This window comes from Streptomyces uncialis (genome assembly GCF_036250755.1).
GTDB classification, from domain to species: domain Bacteria; phylum Actinomycetota; class Actinomycetes; order Streptomycetales; family Streptomycetaceae; genus Streptomyces; species Streptomyces uncialis.
The window spans coordinates 4,060,689-4,076,344 of the sequence record NZ_CP109583.1; the positions used below are offsets into that span (position 1 = coordinate 4,060,689).

Annotated in this window: 11 protein-coding genes and 1 tRNA gene; 6 read left to right on the forward strand and 6 right to left on the reverse strand. The window is 70.2% G+C overall.

Features of this window, described 5'->3' with window-relative positions:
• Positions 1-12: 12 nt before the first annotated feature.
• Positions 13-1,029, forward strand: a complete 1,017-nt coding sequence (locus OG711_RS16690) for a helix-turn-helix transcriptional regulator (RefSeq protein WP_329559616.1) — start codon at positions 13-15, stop codon at positions 1,027-1,029.
• Between the two features lie 310 nt (positions 1,030-1,339).
• On the opposite strand, the gene OG711_RS16695 is transcribed toward OG711_RS16690, so the two are convergent.
• A complete protein-coding gene (locus OG711_RS16695; protein ID WP_073783681.1) occupies positions 1,340-2,347 on the reverse strand; it encodes a sigma-70 family RNA polymerase sigma factor in 1,008 nt (335 codons plus the stop codon).
• Between the two features lie 472 nt (positions 2,348-2,819).
• Between OG711_RS16695 and OG711_RS16700 the strand changes: the two genes are divergently transcribed.
• Positions 2,820-3,935 (forward strand): questin oxidase family protein, encoded by a 1,116-nt coding sequence (locus OG711_RS16700; protein WP_329559617.1) that lies wholly within the window; start codon positions 2,820-2,822, stop codon positions 3,933-3,935.
• Positions 3,936-4,072: 137 nt separating this feature from the next.
• Here the strand turns inward: OG711_RS16700 and OG711_RS16705 are convergent, their stop codons facing one another.
• Positions 4,073-4,837, reverse strand: coding sequence for a dioxygenase family protein (locus OG711_RS16705; RefSeq protein WP_329563855.1), 765 nt, complete (start codon positions 4,835-4,837; stop codon positions 4,073-4,075).
• Between the two features lie 172 nt (positions 4,838-5,009).
• Here OG711_RS16705 and OG711_RS16710 point away from each other — a divergent pair, with 172 nt between their 5' ends.
• A complete protein-coding gene (locus OG711_RS16710; RefSeq protein WP_405673621.1) occupies positions 5,010-5,627 on the forward strand; it encodes a MarR family winged helix-turn-helix transcriptional regulator in 618 nt (205 codons plus the stop codon).
• A 495-nt stretch (positions 5,628-6,122) separates the two neighbouring features.
• Here OG711_RS16710 and OG711_RS16715 read toward each other — a convergent pair whose 3' ends face one another.
• Together OG711_RS16715 and OG711_RS16720 are read right to left on the reverse strand one after the other, a co-directional pair.
• Positions 6,123-7,694: an MFS transporter gene (locus OG711_RS16715; RefSeq protein ID WP_073783677.1), complete on the reverse strand. Its 1,572-nt coding sequence runs from the start codon at positions 7,692-7,694 to the stop codon at positions 6,123-6,125.
• Positions 7,695-8,107: 413 nt separating this feature from the next.
• Positions 8,108-8,866, reverse strand: a complete 759-nt coding sequence (locus tag OG711_RS16720) for a TetR/AcrR family transcriptional regulator (RefSeq protein ID WP_329559618.1) — start codon at positions 8,864-8,866, stop codon at positions 8,108-8,110.
• A 429-nt stretch (positions 8,867-9,295) separates the two neighbouring features.
• Between OG711_RS16720 and OG711_RS16725 the strand changes: the two genes are divergently transcribed.
• Together OG711_RS16725 and OG711_RS16730 are read left to right on the forward strand one after the other, a co-directional pair.
• The gene (locus OG711_RS16725) at positions 9,296-10,579 is read left to right on the forward strand and encodes a M6 family metalloprotease domain-containing protein (protein WP_266508985.1); all 1,284 of its coding nucleotides are present in this window, start codon (positions 9,296-9,298) and stop codon (positions 10,577-10,579) included.
• 208 nt (positions 10,580-10,787) lie between these two features.
• Positions 10,788-13,340 (forward strand): N-acetylmuramoyl-L-alanine amidase, encoded by a 2,553-nt coding sequence (locus OG711_RS16730; protein ID WP_329559619.1) that lies wholly within the window; start codon positions 10,788-10,790, stop codon positions 13,338-13,340.
• 130 nt (positions 13,341-13,470) lie between these two features.
• On the opposite strand, the gene OG711_RS16735 is transcribed toward OG711_RS16730, so the two are convergent.
• Complete coding sequence (locus OG711_RS16735) at positions 13,471-14,127, reverse strand: hypothetical protein (RefSeq protein WP_329559620.1); 657 nt, start codon at positions 14,125-14,127, stop codon at positions 13,471-13,473.
• Complete coding sequence (locus OG711_RS16740; RefSeq protein ID WP_329563857.1) at positions 14,124-15,083, reverse strand: ATP-binding cassette domain-containing protein; 960 nt, start codon at positions 15,081-15,083, stop codon at positions 14,124-14,126. The genes OG711_RS16735 and OG711_RS16740 overlap by 4 nt, the downstream gene beginning before the upstream one ends.
• Before the next feature lie 437 nt (positions 15,084-15,520).
• Between OG711_RS16740 and OG711_RS16745 the strand changes: the two genes are divergently transcribed.
• Positions 15,521-15,593: transfer RNA gene (locus tag OG711_RS16745), tRNA-Arg, on the forward strand.
• The last annotated feature ends 63 nt before the right edge of the window (positions 15,594-15,656 follow it).

Genomic DNA, 15,656 nt, shown 5'->3' on the forward strand with positions numbered 1-15,656 from the left:
AAGCTGGGAAGCATGACGACGGACACACCAGGCCGACTGCTTCAGCTGCTGTCCCTGCTCCAGACACCCCGGGAATGGCCGGGCGGGGAGCTCTCCGACCGTTTGGGAGTCTCACGGCGGACCGTACGCCGGGACATCGACCGACTTCGCGAGCTCGGCTATCCGGTGCGCGCGGCGCGGGGCGCGGAAGGCGGATATCGGCTGGTCGCCGGCAAGGCACTGCCGCCACTGGTCCTGGACGACGAGGAGGCGGTGGCCATCGCGGTGGGCCTGCGCGCCGGGGCCGGACACGCGGTCGAGGGTATCGAGGAGGCGTCCGTCCGCGCGCTGGCGAAGCTGGAGCAGGTACTCCCGGGGCGCCTTCGGCATCGGGTGAACGTGCTCCAGGCAGCCACCGTGCCCTTGACCAGCGGGGACGGCCCCACCATCGCGACGGAGACACTGACCGTGATGGCCTCGGCGGTCGCGGGCAGCGAGCGGCTGCGTTTCGGGTACCGCTCCGGGGACGGCTCCGAGTCGCGGCGGCTGACGGAGCCGTACCGGTTGGTGTCGACGGGACGCCGCTGGTACCTCGTGGCCTTCGACATGGAGCGGGATGACTGGCGGACGTTCCGGGTCGACCGGGTGATCGGCACGCCGTTGGCCACCGGCGCGCGCTTCCCCCCGCGGGAACTGCCGTCAGGGAGCGCGGCGGAGTTCCTGAGGAAGCGGATGCGCCGCCAGCAGCGGACGTACGAGTTCACGGTGACGTTCGCGGCCTCCGCGGAGTCGGTCGCGGCACGGCTGCCAAGCTTGTACGGCACACCTGAGCCGTTGGACGACGGGAACTGTGTCCTGCGCGGCGCCACCGGTGACGCCCCTGAGTGGTTGGCGTTCCGGCTGGCCGGGGCGGACTGCGACTTCACCGTTGGTGGTCCGCCCGAGCTGGTGGCGACGGTGGCGGAGATGGGCGCGCGGTTCACCCGGGCGGCGAGCCCGGTCGCGGACCCACCCGACGAGGGGGACGAAGGGGCGCGGGCAGCCCGATGAGCCCTGCTGGGGGTACGAGGGAGCCCCGGCGCCGGGGGGGGGTGGGCGCCGGGGCTCGTCTTGGGGGGCGTGTCGAGCCGCTGTTCGCGATGCTCGACTGCCCGAGGTGGGTACCAGGTCTTGCTTACCCACTGGTCGCGAACGTACCCCATGTCCGCGCCCTTCGTGGGCGGGATGCGCGCGATTCGCGCGCCCTTCGCCCGATGTTCCGTGTCCCGTCCCCCGAACGGACTGCTCCGGTTCCGGTTCGAGGGTTCAGCGACCTCGGTCCGGTGGTGGCGAGGGGCGGCGCGGCCAGGGTCCGGATGGATCAGGCCGCCGCGTCGAAGCCGGTGTCCCGGGCCAGCCGCTTCAGCTCCAGCAGGGCGTGCTTCTCGATCTGCCGAATCCGTTCGCGAGTGAGGCCGTGCTCCTTGCCGACCTCGGTGAGCGTGCGCTCGCGCCCGTCGTCGATGCCGTAACGCATCTTGATGATCGACGCCGTGCGCTGGTCGAGGCGGCCGATGAGACCGTCCAGCTCCTCGCTGCGCAGCAGTGTGAGGACGGACTGCTCCGGAGACACCGCGGAGGTGTCTTCAAGGAGGTCACCGAACTGGGTGTCGCCCTGGTCGTCCACGGACATGTTCAGCGAGACCGGATCACGGGCCCAGTCGAGGACATCGACCACGCGTTCGGGGGTGGAACCCAGCTCCGCGGCGATCTCCTGCGGCTCCGGCTCACGGCCCTTCTCGCGGTTGAACTCGCGCTGGACACGGCGGATGCGCCCCAGTTCCTCGACGAGATGGACGGGCAGCCGGATCGTGCGCGACTGGTCCGCTATCGAGCGGGTGATCGCCTGGCGGATCCACCAGGTCGCGTACGTGGAGAACTTGAAGCCCTTGCGGTAGTCGAACTTCTCGACCGCGCGGACGAGTCCGGCGTTGCCCTCCTGGATCAGGTCCAGCAAGGGCAGGCCGCTGCGCGGGTAGCGACGGGCAACGGCGACGACCAGGCGCAGGTTGGACCGGATGAAGACATCCTTGGCGGCCTCACCAGCGGCGATCAGTGCCTCCAGCTCCTCGCGGGAGGCGCCGTCCTTCTTCACGGCCTCGCTCTCGACATCGCCGTCGAGGATCTGCTGGGCGTAGACGCCAGCCTCGATGGTCTGCGACAGCTCGACTTCCTTGGCTGCGTCCAGCAGCGGCGTGCGCGCGATCTCGTCGAGGTACATGCCGACCAGGTCGCGATCGGCGATCTCGCCGCCTACGGCGCGAACACTGCTGGCCGTGTCGGCACCGCCAGTGGCGGACCGACGACGGGCGACGGCACGGGTTGCCATGCGTGCTCCCTTGCTAGCGAGTGGTTCAGCTGATCCTTTGTGGCCATCTGCTCACCCTTCCGGGTGCCCAGCTTCCGAAGGAAACAACGACTGGAATCCGGACAGAATTCCCAACCGGCTCGTCCATTTCTGTGATCATGCAGTACCCTGCACCACCACATGAGCACGGTAGGTCGCCGCTCCTCTGGATCCGCAGGTCAGGACCGGTCACCGAAGGCCCGCTCCCGTCGGGAAGGCCTTCTCGACCGCACCGCGAGACCGCTCTCACAGCCGTCGGGCCGCCTGCGCCCGGGAGGCTGTCATCTTTGTCCGGCCTCCCACCTGTCAAGACGAACCAGGTCACGAATTAGTTGCCTCTTCGACCGTCCACCCGTCAGCGGGTTGATGCGTCGTGCGACCTAGGTCATGCCGCCGACGGACTACGTCCTCGGTCCGTTACGTTGCGCGACGGTCGCCGCCTACGGTGCCGGGCATGACTTCACTCCCCCACCTGCCAGGCAGTCCCGATCTCCCGGATCCCCTCGATGACCCCACAGCATCCGCCGCCCCCGTTCCCGACCTGTCCGGCACCCTGGACGAGGCGTTGGAGCGCCTGCACGCCTTTGGGCCCGAACGGCTCGGCTGGCTCAGCAACCACGCCCCAATGGCGGTGGAGGCCCTGGTACGGGGCGGCCAGGCGACGGGTGTCCACCGCTGGCTGGATCGCTACCGCCACAAGCTTGAGGACATGCCCGACCGTCACGCGCGCGTGACGGTCGACAACTGGCACACGGCGCTGGGCGACCCACGCCGCATAGCGGACTGGACCGATCACTTCGTACGGGAGACCGCGGAGCGGCCCTGGCGGGACGTGCTCAGCGAGTGGTGGCCGCGCCTGCTGCCCGGGATCGCGGGTGGGGCGACTCATCCGGTGATCCGGGTGGGGCACGCCGTACGCAGCTTGCTGGTGGACGAGTCGACCCAAGGCCGGGCCTCGCGGTCCGGCCCCAGGGTGGCGGAGCTGGCACACGGGCTCGGCTACTGGGCAGCACGACACCAGACCCTGCCGCCGCTCGGGACCCTCCCGGGCGCCCGGACGGCCGCGGCCGTGCTTGACGCCGTCCCGGCGATCGATGTGCAGGAGGGCGGCATCCAGGAGCGACTGGGTCGGCTCACCGCTGTCCCGGGCTGGCCTGCGGCGGCGACCAACGATCCGGACACCGCACGCGCCGCGCTGACCCAATTGGTCACCGCCGCCGTCCACCGGTACGCCGCTCATGGACACGGCCAGCCGGTGATGCTGGTGCACGCCGCGACCGCCCCGAACGCGGTCCTGCGAGCACTGCCGGCGCTTTCCCGTGACCTGTGGCCGCCCTCGCTGGCCGCCGCGTGGGCCGCCAGTGCGGCGGTGACCGCCGCCTACACGGCCCCGACCCCGGCCGCGTACCCCTCCGCGGGAGGGGCGACCCCGCAGGAGATGTTCGAGCGGGCCGCCGCTCATGGGGACGACCACACCATCAAGTTCACCGACACCGCCCTCGATGTGGGCGATCCGCAGGCTCTGGCCGCTGCGCGCCGCGCGATCGACCTCAATGAACCGATCTTCTGACCGGTGGCCGCTTCAACCGCGATCGAAGCGGCCACCTGGGCACAGCGGGTGGCCGCTTCGATGTGACGCGCGGACCGCCGGAAGAGCATCGGAGAGCAGCCCCACCCTCTACGCCCCGCCCGCGCACTGCTGACGGTTCAGCCGAACTGCACCGACCGCTTCGCCAGCCCCATCCAGAAGCCGTCGATCACGCTGCGCTGCGTATCGAGGTCACCGGCCGCGTCGGCGGCGCCCATCGCGACGAACAGCGGGGCGAAGTGTTCGGTACGGGGGTGGGCCAGTGCGCCCGCCGGGGACTTGACCGTGAAGTCAAGGAGGCCGTCGACATCGCCCGAGTCCAGCGCACGGTGTCCCCAGTCGTCGAACTCGACGGACCACCCGGGCACCCCTCCCGGGTGGCGCAGCGCGGCGAGGTTGTGCGTGAAGAAACCACTGCCGACGATCAGAACGCCCTCGTCCCGCAGAGGCGCCAGCTTCCGGCCGATCTCCAGCAGCTTGCGGGGATCGAGGGTCGGCATGGAGACCTGGAGGACGGGGATGTCGGCGTCCGGGTACATCTCGACCAGGGGCACGTAAGCGCCATGGTCGAGGCCACGGTCCGGGATGTCCTGCACAGGCATGCCGGGAGCGCGCAGCAGCCGTCGTACCGACTCCGCGAGCGCGGGGGCGCCTGGAGCGTCGTACCGGACCTGGTAGTAGCGGTCCGGGAAGCCCCAGAAGTCGTAGACGAGCGGGGTGGGCTCCACGGCGCCGAGCGCCAGTGGCGCCTCCTCCCAGTGGGCGGACACCATCAGGACAGCTTTGGGGCGCGGCAGCCCGGACGACCAGGCGGCGAGCTGGCCCGGCCATAGAACGTCGTCGGCGAGCGGGGGCGCCCCGTGGCTGAGGTAGAGGGCAGGCATGCGGTCAGCCGAACGGTTCTCCTGATGGCCGATGAGGGTGTTCATGGCGGCGACTCCGGCGCGGGTGAGGGGGTACGGCTTGCGATGTACTTGAAGTCTCAATCTTTCCGTTCCAGGGAAGACTACGTCGACTTTGTTTAAGATTCAAGAAGAAGCTCGTAGAGTGGGTGGTATGACGACGGCACCCTCATCAGTAACCACACCGTCCGCTCCTCCCGCGCCCGCATCGCCCCTCGCCGAGCAGCCGCCCGACGCACCGACTGCCACCGAGCCGCCCCAGACGGGCGACGACGCCACCCCGGCCGTGCAACCCCGGTGGCTCGATGCGGACGAACAGCGGGTCTGGCAGGCCTACCTCAGTGCGACGACGCTCCTGGACGACCACCTCGACCGGCAGCTCCAGCGCGACGCGGGCATGCCTCACGTCTACTACGGCTTCCTCGTGCAGCTCTCGGAGGCACCTCGGCGGCGGCTGCGGATGACCGAGATGGCAAGGGCAGCCAAGATCACGAGATCGCGGCTCTCCCACGCCATCGCCCGCCTGGAGAGGAACGGATGGGTCACCCGTGAGGACTGTCCGTCGGACCGGCGCGGACAGTTCGCGGTGCTGACCGATCAGGGGTACGAGGTGTTGAGGCGTACGGCGCCGGGCCACGTCGAGGCGGTCCGGCAGGCCCTGTTCGACCGGCTCACCCCCGCACAGCAGAAGACCCTCGGCGAGATCATGGAGATCGTCGCCGAGGGACTCCAGCCCTTGGACGCGGGGGCGGACCTGCCCTGGCTGCGCTGACCCCATCGACCAACCGGGGCACCCGGGACTCGCCGATAGTTGTTGTACCCGCGAACGCGACAGCACGTGTGTCGACACGTCGACAGAGCACGGCAGCCGCCTCCGACGGGCCGGGCACCAGGAAAGTCGGCGCCCCAGGTCCGTCGAACCGGTGTCGACGCGTACGACGAGCCCGGCGTCCCCATGGGATGTCGCGTGTCCGCGATGGTCCTCTTGATGTCCTCCTCTGTCCTCTGTCCTCTGTCCTCTTACTCGGGTAACTAGGACACGCAGAGGACACGTACCGAAGTAGGTGGAGCGGCAGGGATTCCGGGCGGCAGCAGGAAACACGTCGGCTGCCTCACGCCGGAGGGTGGCGGTCCGAGACGGACCGCCACCCTCACCGCCACTCCCGTAGACGGACCCCGGCGGCCACGCGGGGCCGACCGAAGGGCCGCCACCCGCGCTGGGAACCAGGTCACGCGCAGCCCGGGGCACCGCACGTGACCTGTACGGTCAGTGCGCGATCACCGGCACCTTCACGGCGTCCTCGGCGCCGTCCGTCCCGGAACCGTCGTCGCTGTCGGACGCACCGGTCGCGTCGGGGCTGCCCGCGTTCACCATCGTCAGCGCGATGAGCGCGGCGGCGACCAGGATGCCGACGGCGAACCAGATCGCACTCGTGTAGCCCTCGACCATGGAACGCAGCTGGACGAGGCGCATGGCCGACTCCGAGGTGGCGGAGCCCGCGTGGTCCGTGAGGTACGCGGTCGTGGCGGAAGCGGCCACGGTGTTCAGGAGCGCCGTGCCGACGGCCCCGCCGACCTGCTGCGAGGTGTTCACCATCGCGGAGGCGACACCCGCGTCACGCGGCTCGACGCCGTAGGTCGCGAGGGACATGGCGGGCATGAACGCCGTACCCATACCGAGGCCGAGGAGCAGCATCGCGGGCAGCAGCAGTGCCGTGTAGGACGAGCCGATCTCCATCTGGGTCAGAAGCAGCATGCCGACGGCCGCGACCAGGAACCCGGGGCCCATCAGCAGTCGCGCCGGGACCCGGTTCATCAGCCGGGCGCCGATCTGGGTGGAACCGGTGATCATGCCGACGACCATCGGCAGGAAGGCGAAGCCGGTGCGGACCGGCGAGTAGCCCTTCACGATCTGGAGGTAATAGGTCAGGAAGAGGAACAGGCCGAACATCGAGATCACGGCGAGTCCCAGCGAGAGGTACACCCCGCCGCGGTTGCGTTCGGTCAGCACGCGCAGCGGCAGCAGCGGCGCCTTGACCCGTGCCTCGACGGCCACGAACGCGGCCAGCAGGACGGCCGAGGCGACGAACATGACCACGGTCAGCGTGTCCGACCAGCCCTCGGACTCGGCGCGGGTGAAGCCGTACACCAGCGCCACCAGGCCCAGGGTCGACAGCACGACGCCGGGGATGTCGAGCGCGGAGCGGTTGCGGGCGTTCGCGGGCTCGTGGATCACGAAGTACGCGCCGATCGCGGCGGCCACCGCGAAGGGGATGTTGACGTAGAACGTCCAGCGCCAGTCGAGGTACTCGGTGAGGAAGCCGCCGAGGATCAGTCCGACGGCGCCACCGCCACCGGCGATCGCACCGTAGATGCCGAACGCCTTGGCGCGCTCCTTGGCGTCGGTGAACATGACCGCGAGCAACGACAGAGCGGCGGGTGCGAGCAGCGCGCCGAACACGCCCTGGAGGGCGCGGGCCCCGAGCAGCAGCGCCTCGCTCTGCGCGGCACCACCGAGCGCGGAAGCGATGGCGAATCCGACGAGGCCGGTGACGAAGGTGCGCTTGCGTCCCCAGATGTCGGAGATGCGGCCGCCGAAGAGCAGTAGGCCACCGAAGGCCAGCGCGTAGGCCGTGATGACCCATTGGCGGTTGCCGTCGGATATGCCGAGGTCCTCCTGGGCGGACGGCAGGGCGATGTTCACGATGGTCGCGTCGAGGACGACCATGAGCTGCGCCAGGGCGATGAAGACGAGGGCCTTCCAGCGCAGTGGATCAGCGGCCGGTCGGCCGGCGGCCGACGCGGCGGCCGCAGATGGAGTCGGAACGGTTTCAGGCATGGAGGTACCCACCTCGGGACTTCTCAAGAACGAACGGCTGGAAAAAGGAATCGGGTGATGAATGCGGGGAGGACAGCGGAGCGCAGCGCGGTGACACCTGCTCCGCGCACGGGACGGGCCGGTACCGCCGGGTCGTCACCGACCGGTGGTCATGGCGGTTCGATCGGGGCGGCCGGGCCCGCCGGTCATCTTCGGCCGGGACGGTCCAGGGCGCGCCCATGCGGTCACAAGAGGTCGGCGCATGACCTCATGAGGTCGACCAGATCGGCCAGATCGACGGGGTCGGACGCTCGGCCAAGAGGACAGAAGCGGTCAGTGGCACCGAGGCGGCCCGATCCGTTCGGGCCCCGTCCGGTGGGCCGCTATGGGACAGCGGCCGCTCCCCGCTCAGGTCGGGCAGGAGTCAGATCGGATCACTCCTCGCCGGTCGTGGAGGTCGGCGACCCACCGGTCACCAGGCACGCGGTCACCGCGGCGCCGGTACCGCCCCTGGCCGGACGCCCCGTCGCCGGGGAGTGACGCGCGCAGGACTGCTGGCGCAGATCCTCCAAGCTGGGCGGATCTCCGGGCAGCACCGAGCGGGCCGGCGCCCGGAGGCCGTCGAGGAACACCTGAAGGTGCCGGTGCGCGAACCGGCCGGTTCCCGTGCCGCTCCTGCCGGGCAGCGGACGGGTGAGCTGGGAGACGGCGAGCAGCAGGTCGTTGGCCGAGACGTCGGTGCGGAGCTGACCGGCGTTCACGGCCCGGTCGAGGACCTCGGCGAGGAGCCGTTCAATGCGGACACGGACCTCCACCAGGCTCGGATGGTCGCTGTCGAAGTCGTCGGCGAGCATCGGGCACAGGGCACTGGTGCGTTCGTCGGCCGCCGCGTGCACGAAGTCGCACAGCGCGTCGTAGGGGTCCGTGTCGCCGTCGAGCGCGGTCTCGGCGAGCCGGGACACGTTCTCGAAGACATGGCACACGACGCCCCGCACCAAGGCCCTGCGGTCGGGGAAGTGCCGGTACACAGTGGCGTTGCCGACTCCCGCGCGGCGGGCGATCTCGTCGAACGGGACCTCCGGTCCGTGTGCGACGAACATCTCCCGGGCGGCGACGACGATGCGCTCCCGGTTGCGCAGGGCGTCGGCACGGGGACGGGGCATGGCGCTGCGCGCGGTGGTCGCGGTGTCCACGGCGTACTCCTCATGCTCTCGGTGACTGGTACGGCGATCGTCCCACTGGATGCCGGGGAGCAGGCCCCGCCGACCGGTGGGCCGGCGGGCGTCGGCCTCCGTTCGACCGGTCCTTGTCGACCTGTCGCACCGCTCCGGGGTCCGATGCCCTGACTCGCCCTGCCATGAAGCGGGGACTCCATCCCCGCTTCATGAGGACACTAGCGCAAACGGGGAAGTCTTCCCCGGTTATTTCCCACCCCACCGTGACCTGCGTCACGTGGCCCGCGGCCGGTCGCCCGACATGCCCCTCCGCGCCCCACGTCACACCCTCCCCATGAAGAAACCCACGATCGGTCCCGCCCAGCGCGCGCGTCCGGATGCCCCGGAAGAGGCTGGGCAGCAGGGCGCAGCCAGAACGGCGGCTGCCGCGCAGGGGAAGGCCCATGTATGCAGCCGTCCAGCCGTCGGATACGCGGCCCGCGCCGGGCAGCGGTGCTCGCGTCGATGACTGCGCTCACCCTCGCGGTCGCCACGTCCGCGGGCACGGGGCGGCTGTCGCACGGCACACCACACACCGCCGGACCGGCGGCACAGCCCACGCGCGGCGCGACGGTCGGGCCCTGCATGATCAGCGGCACACTCGGCGTGCAGATGTCGGAGGGCATGCCGACCCCGCCGGGGTACACGCGGTCGACCGGCACCGTCCGGGCCCTGAACCTGATGATCGACTTCCCGGACGCGCCGGGCGAGGGAACGGCCGCCGAGCGGCTCGCGGAGTTCTTCCCGCAGACCGAGAAGTGGTTCAGCACCAGCTCGTACGGGCGGCTGGACTACCGCCCCGAGGCCCCGATAGCGGACTGGCTGCGGATGCCGAGAACGTTCAAGGAGTACGGGATAGAACGCGGCGCCCCGTTCGACCCCGGGTACCGGCAGCTCGTCGAGGACATCGTGACAGCCGCGGATCCGGAGGTGGACTTCGGCGCGTACGACCTGGTGAACGTGCTGACGACGCCGAACGCCGGTCCCTCGGCGCTCGACACGGTGCTGTCGGTGACCTTCGCGGGGAACCACGAGGCACCCGTGGCGGACGGGGTGCCGGTGTCCAACGCCTCGTTCGTCTACAGCCGTCAGGACGACGGCTCGGGCTCGTACGAGGAGACCGGCTACCGCGTGCTGCCCCACGAGAACGGCCATGTCTTCGGGCTGCCTGACCTGTATACCCACGAGGGCGGAGGTGCGGTCGGGCATTGGGACATCATGAGCGAGGACTGGGGCGCCAACAACGACTTCCTCGGCTGGCACAAGTGGAAGCTCGGCTGGCTGGACGACAACCAGGTCAGCTGTGTGACGGGCAGCGGCACGGTCGAGTACACGCTGACCCCGCTGGCCCGGGAGGGCGGCCCCAAGCTGGTGTTCGTGCCGCTGGACGGCAGGACAGGCATCGCCGTCGAGGTACGGACCGGCGAGGGCAACGACGAGGCCGTGTGCAAGGCCGGCGTGCTGGTCTACCGGATCGACGCCGAGGTGGACACGGGACGAGGGCCGGTGACCGTGTACGACTCGGGGGACGACAGCGGCGGCTGCACCCGGCGTCCTAATGTGCACGCCGAACTGTCGGACGCGCCGTTCACCGCCGGTGAGACGTTCAAGGATCAGGAGTCGGGCGTCCAGGTGACCGTGGACAGGGTGGATCTGTCAGGGAAGTACACGGTTCGCGTGACACGCTCCTGACCTTTCCGAGGCCCCTGTTGCCAGCTGGCGCCCCCGGTCTGAGAACATCTGTCGCATATTCAGGTGCGCGATCCGCGCGTGCCACCGGAGCACGCCCTGGGGGGGGGACTGCCCGGTCCGGGCCCGTGAGCTGTCTCCGGGCGCGGCCCGAGATCCGTGACCTCCCGCGCCTTCCGGGACCATCCGCCGTCCTCACCGGGGGAACAACTTGAGATCGCAACGCAAACTGTGGATCACCGCCGCCGTGGCCACCGCGACCGTGGCCGGAGTGCTGACCGTCCAAGGACTGGAGGACACCTCCGGCCAGGGGGGTGACCCTGTCGACGCGAAAGCGGAGCCCGTCGAGACCGATGTGCACCGGGCGGCGCTGAAGCGGTCGGGGGACGGCCGTTCCGCGTCGCTCGGTCAGCGCAAGACCGACCCGTTCAGCATGCTCGGCGTGACATGGACCGACCCCGACACCAAGGTCGAGGGAACGATCGAGGTCCGGACCCGGGCCGCGGCGAGCGGCGCGTGGACTCCTTGGGTCCCTGTCGACACCGAGGCCGAGTCCCGCAACGAGAGCGGTCAGCGCGCCGGGCTGCGTGGCGCGAGCGAGCCGCGCTGGGTCGGCGCCTCCGACGGCGTCGAGGTACGGGTGGCCGCGGCGGACTCCGCCCGCGCGGGGCTGCCCGAGGGGCTGCGGCTCGACATGATCGACCCCGGGGAAGGCGCCGGGGACCGGGCGTCCGTCAACACCGCTGGCGGGCCGGCCAAGGACAAGACCGCCGGGAGTCAGGCTGCCGGTGCCGGTTCCTCCGTGGACAGGGCCGCGGCGGGCGTGTCCGCATCGGACGGCCACAATGAGGACACGTCCCGCGCAGACGAGGACACGGCCACCACGGCTCTGACGGCCATGGAACCCGCCGCGTTCTCCGTCGCCGGCGAGGCGGAGGGGCAGGTCTCCACCGAGAGCCCCACCACTCCGGTCGCCGAGCCTTCCACTCCGGCGGTCCCCTCGGAGGCCACGCCGTCCACCCTGGAGCCGACACCCGCGCAGTCCTCACCGTCGGCGCCCGCCCCGGGGACCAGCGAACCGGGGACCAGTTCCCCGTCGCCCTCCTCGGACCCGAGTACCGCGCCCGCCTCCACCCCGACCTCACCCGTCTCCCCTTCGCAGACCGCCTCACCCACCCCCTCCGTCCCCAGTTCGCCGGGAACGCCGACGAGCTCCGGCCCGACCACCCCGCCGGCGCCGGCCTCCACCGCGCCGAAGCCGCCGATCACCTCCAGGGTCGGCTGGCAGGCCGATGAGTCGCTGAGCAGCGAGGGCCCTGAGTACAACCCGGACGTGAAAGCGGTCTTCGTCCACCACACCGCGCAGACCAGCAACTACTCCTGCGTCGACTCCGCCAAGATCATGCGGGGGCTGCACACGTACCACGTGCAGAGCGAGGGCTGGAAGGACCTCGGCTACAACTTCGTGGTCGACAAGTGCGGCACCGTCTTCGAAGGCCGCAAGGGCGGCACGGACCTGCCGGTCCTCGGCGCGCACACCTACGGCTTCAACCGTGAGTCGGCGGGCATCGCCGTCATCGGCTCCTACGACACGGCCGCCGCTCCCAGCGCGGCGCTCACCTCCGTCGCCCGGGTCGCCGCGTGGAAGCTCGGCCAGTACCAGGCCGACCCGAACGGCACGGTCAAGCTGAAGGCCGGGGCGAACGGCGGCAACTTCGCGGGTGTGAAGTTCACTTCGGGCTCTTCGTACACCTTCGACCGGATCTCCGGACACCGCGACGGCTTCAACACCATCTGCCCCGGCGGCCAGTTGTACGGCCAGCTCCCCACCATCCGCAGTTACGCGGGCGGCACGGTGGGCGGCCTCGCGATCAAGTCGGTCGCGGGGGCGGGCAAGTCGGGTTCGACGTACTACGCGAAGGACGCGGTGACGGTCGCCTGGACGGCGACGACGCCGTCGGCGTTCGTGAAGGGGTACGAGCTCCTCGTCGACGGCCGGGCCGTGGCGACGGCGTCCGGAACGGCGAGCTCCGCGAAGGCCACCCTCCCGGTCGGCACCCGCAAGGTACAGGTGCGGGCCACCCATATCTCGGGCAGGACAACGGTGACATCGGCGGCGTCGGTCACCGTCGAGAAGACGGTTCCCACCTTCTCCACCAAGCCGAAGCTCGCCCTGCGCGGCGGGACCGTGAACACGGCCGCGGTTCCGGTGACCCTGTCCTGGAAGGCAGCGGACACAGCGGCGCTCAAGGAGGTCCGCCTCACGGCCCCCACCGCGAAGACCTATGGGCCGACGACGACCAGCGCCTCGCACACCGCGAAGTCCGGCTCGGCGACCACATGGGCAATGACCGCTCACGACCAGGCGGGCAACACCGCTTCCGCGTCGGTCTCCGGGACCCCCGTCATCCTGCAGGAGACCTCGGCGAAGAAGACGGGCACCTGGTCCGCCAAGTCGTCGTCGAGCTACCTGGGCGGCAAGTCGTCCTCTTCGTCCGCGAAGAACGCCTCCCTGACCTGGACATTCACCGGCCGCTCGGCCGCATTGGTGGTCTCCCGCGCGGCCACCTCCGGTCAGATGGACGTGTTCGTCGACGGCCGCCTGGCCAAGACTGTCGACCTGAAGTCGTCCACCACGAAGTACCGCGACGCCATCTGGACCCAGTCGTGGTCGTCCAGCACCAAGCACACGGTCAAGATCGTGGTGAAGGGCACCAGCGGCCGCCCGGCGATCACCACGGACGGGCTCGTCTATCTGAAGTAGGACAGCGAGCGGCCGGCCGCAGAGGACGCCCGTGACCTCTTGCCGCGCCGCCCGCTGAAGAGGACAGCAAGCGGACACCGCGGCCACTGCGAGCGTCCGAGAGCCTGTCCGGCGATCACGCCGGACAGGCTCAGTCCTTTCTGGCAATGACCACCTGGGTGACCGCCGTCCCCACCACAAGAGCCGTCAGGGCGGCGGTCAGCGGCGCGATCGTGGCGCCCAGAAGATCCGCTGACTCCTTCCCGTCCAACAGGTCGGTGAACAGAAGATTGACCGGCGGCAGCCCCTTCGCCAGCGTCACGGTGAACAGCAGCGCGAGCGCCAGCACCAGCCCGTATCCCTGGCGGCGGAAGACCGGACGGGAGCAGACAAGGCCGACGGCGACGCCTGTGAGAGCACAGATGAGCTGCGCCAACGCCCCCAGCAACAGGTCTGCGGCAACCGGATCATGCCTCCCGATCAGCAACGGCAGTACCACGCCGACCCCGGTGAGCGGCAGGCAAGAGAGCAGCGCGGTGCAGACCAGGGCGACAAGCACCTTGAGAGATCCGCCCGCGCCGACCACCACGACGGACCGGTGCGTCCGGTCCTCAAGCCCGGCCAGCGTCATGGTCAACCAGGTGGAGCACAGCAGCATCGCGCCCGCGCACGAGCTGTACGTGGCCGCGAGGGGCCCGGAGTCGCTGCTCGTCAGTACGACAATCAGGCTGACGAACAGCAGCACGGGGGCAAGGTAGCGCTGCGAGAGCAGCAGCACCGAGCAGTGATAGCGGACCAACGCGGTCACGTCGTTGTCCTCTCGGTCCGGTCTGTCGACAGCTGGGGCGTCTGAATGCCCGTTGCCCGGGGGCGCCCTGGACGGAGGTCCGGTGATGCGGGGTCGGACGGCCGACGCGGGCCGCCTTCTGCGGGGCTGACCGCGTCCACGGACCAGTGGTGACGCAAGGCCAGCATGAGGACAGCGTCCGAGTGCTCCCTGGCCACTCGCAGCGCCAGCGCGTCGTCCCTGCGGGACACGGCCACCACACCGGGCACCGTGTCCCATCGCACGTCGTCGGGACTCGGGCCGCTCGGGCGTGCGGTCAGGGCCAGGGTCAGGTCGCCCAGCGTCGCGCTGTGCGCCGTGTCCTGATGGCCGGACGCGGTGACACGTCCTGCGGCGATGGCATAGGAACCGGTGGCGTGAGCTCCGGCGATGGCCTCGCGGTGATCGGTGAACACCACCGCACCGCCACGCGCGGCCACCTCCTCGACGAGTTCCCCGAGCACCCCGTGCGCCGACGCGTCCAGGCCCGACCACGGCTCGTCGAGCACCAGCAGGTCGGGGTCGACCAGCAGGGCCTGAGCCAACGCGACCTTCTGCGCGTTGCCCTTGGACAGGGTGCGCAGCGAGGCGTCGACCCCGCCGACCAGGTCGAGCCGATCGGTCAACCGGTGTGCCCTGGCACGGGCCGTGGCCGTCGACAGCCCTCGGACACGTCCCATATGGGTCAGGTAGGAGGCCGCGGAGAGCCGCTCGGGGGCGGTGAAGCGGTCCGGCACATAGCCGATGCAGGACGGACGGCCGGACACGGAGCCGGTCGTGGGCCGGGTCAGTCCGGCGAGGATTCTCAGCAGCGTCGACTTCCCGGAGCCATTGCCGCCGATGACGGCAAGGACATCACCGGCGGCGACGTTCAGATCGACTTCACGGAGTACCCAGCCCCCCGTTCCGTAGCGCTTCCCCACCGCTTCACAACGCAACAACTCGACTCCTCGGCACGAACAGGAGAGACCGGCGCACCTACGCTCACACGTACCGTCCACGGCCCCGTCACGGCAACGAACACATCCGGCCACCAAGAGGACAACCTGCGGTGTGACGTTGCTCCCGCGCTCCCTCGCCCGCGAGCACGACGAGATGTCCCGACGGGTTCGAGGCCACCGCGGTGGCCATGGAACGAGGACAGGCCGGTCCACCGCCGCAGACCACAAGCTGGGGCGCCAGGACCCGAGCCGGGAGACCAGAGGCCGACAACCGTGGAGACGCCGGCCACTCCCGAGCCCCCGACCGGCCTCGCGACCCACCACCCCGCCCCGATCCGCTAACCTGTCAGGGACCGCCCTACCGGTGGTCCACCCTCGTGGGGACTGGACGAACGCTCACCCAGAGTGCTTACCCGTGTCCTCAACGAAACCCCGCCTTCGTAGCTCAGGGGATAGAGCACCGCTCTCCTAAAGCGGGTGTCGCAGGTTCGAATCCTGCCGGGGGCACGCTAAAGCAGCAGGTCAGAGGCCCTGTCGTCCGTTAGGGCGACAGGGCCTCCGGCGTGCGGC

Excerpts from the sequence above, each read along its gene's own strand:
- OG711_RS16695 (WP_073783681.1), bottom strand. The coding sequence starts at position 2,347 with ATGGCAACCCGTGCCGTCGCCCGTCGTCGGTCCGCCACTGGCGGTGCC.
- OG711_RS16725 (WP_266508985.1), top strand. The coding sequence starts at position 9,296 with ATGCAGCCGTCCAGCCGTCGGATACGCGGCCCGCGCCGGGCAGCGGTG.
- OG711_RS16690 (WP_329559616.1), top strand. The coding sequence starts at position 13 with ATGACGACGGACACACCAGGCCGACTGCTTCAGCTGCTGTCCCTGCTC.
- OG711_RS16715 (WP_073783677.1), bottom strand. The coding sequence starts at position 7,694 with ATGCCTGAAACCGTTCCGACTCCATCTGCGGCCGCCGCGTCGGCCGCC.
- OG711_RS16700 (WP_329559617.1), top strand. The coding sequence starts at position 2,820 with ATGACTTCACTCCCCCACCTGCCAGGCAGTCCCGATCTCCCGGATCCC.
- OG711_RS16710 (WP_405673621.1), top strand. The coding sequence starts at position 5,010 with ATGACGACGGCACCCTCATCAGTAACCACACCGTCCGCTCCTCCCGCG.
- OG711_RS16705 (WP_329563855.1), bottom strand. The coding sequence starts at position 4,837 with ATGCCTGCCCTCTACCTCAGCCACGGGGCGCCCCCGCTCGCCGACGAC.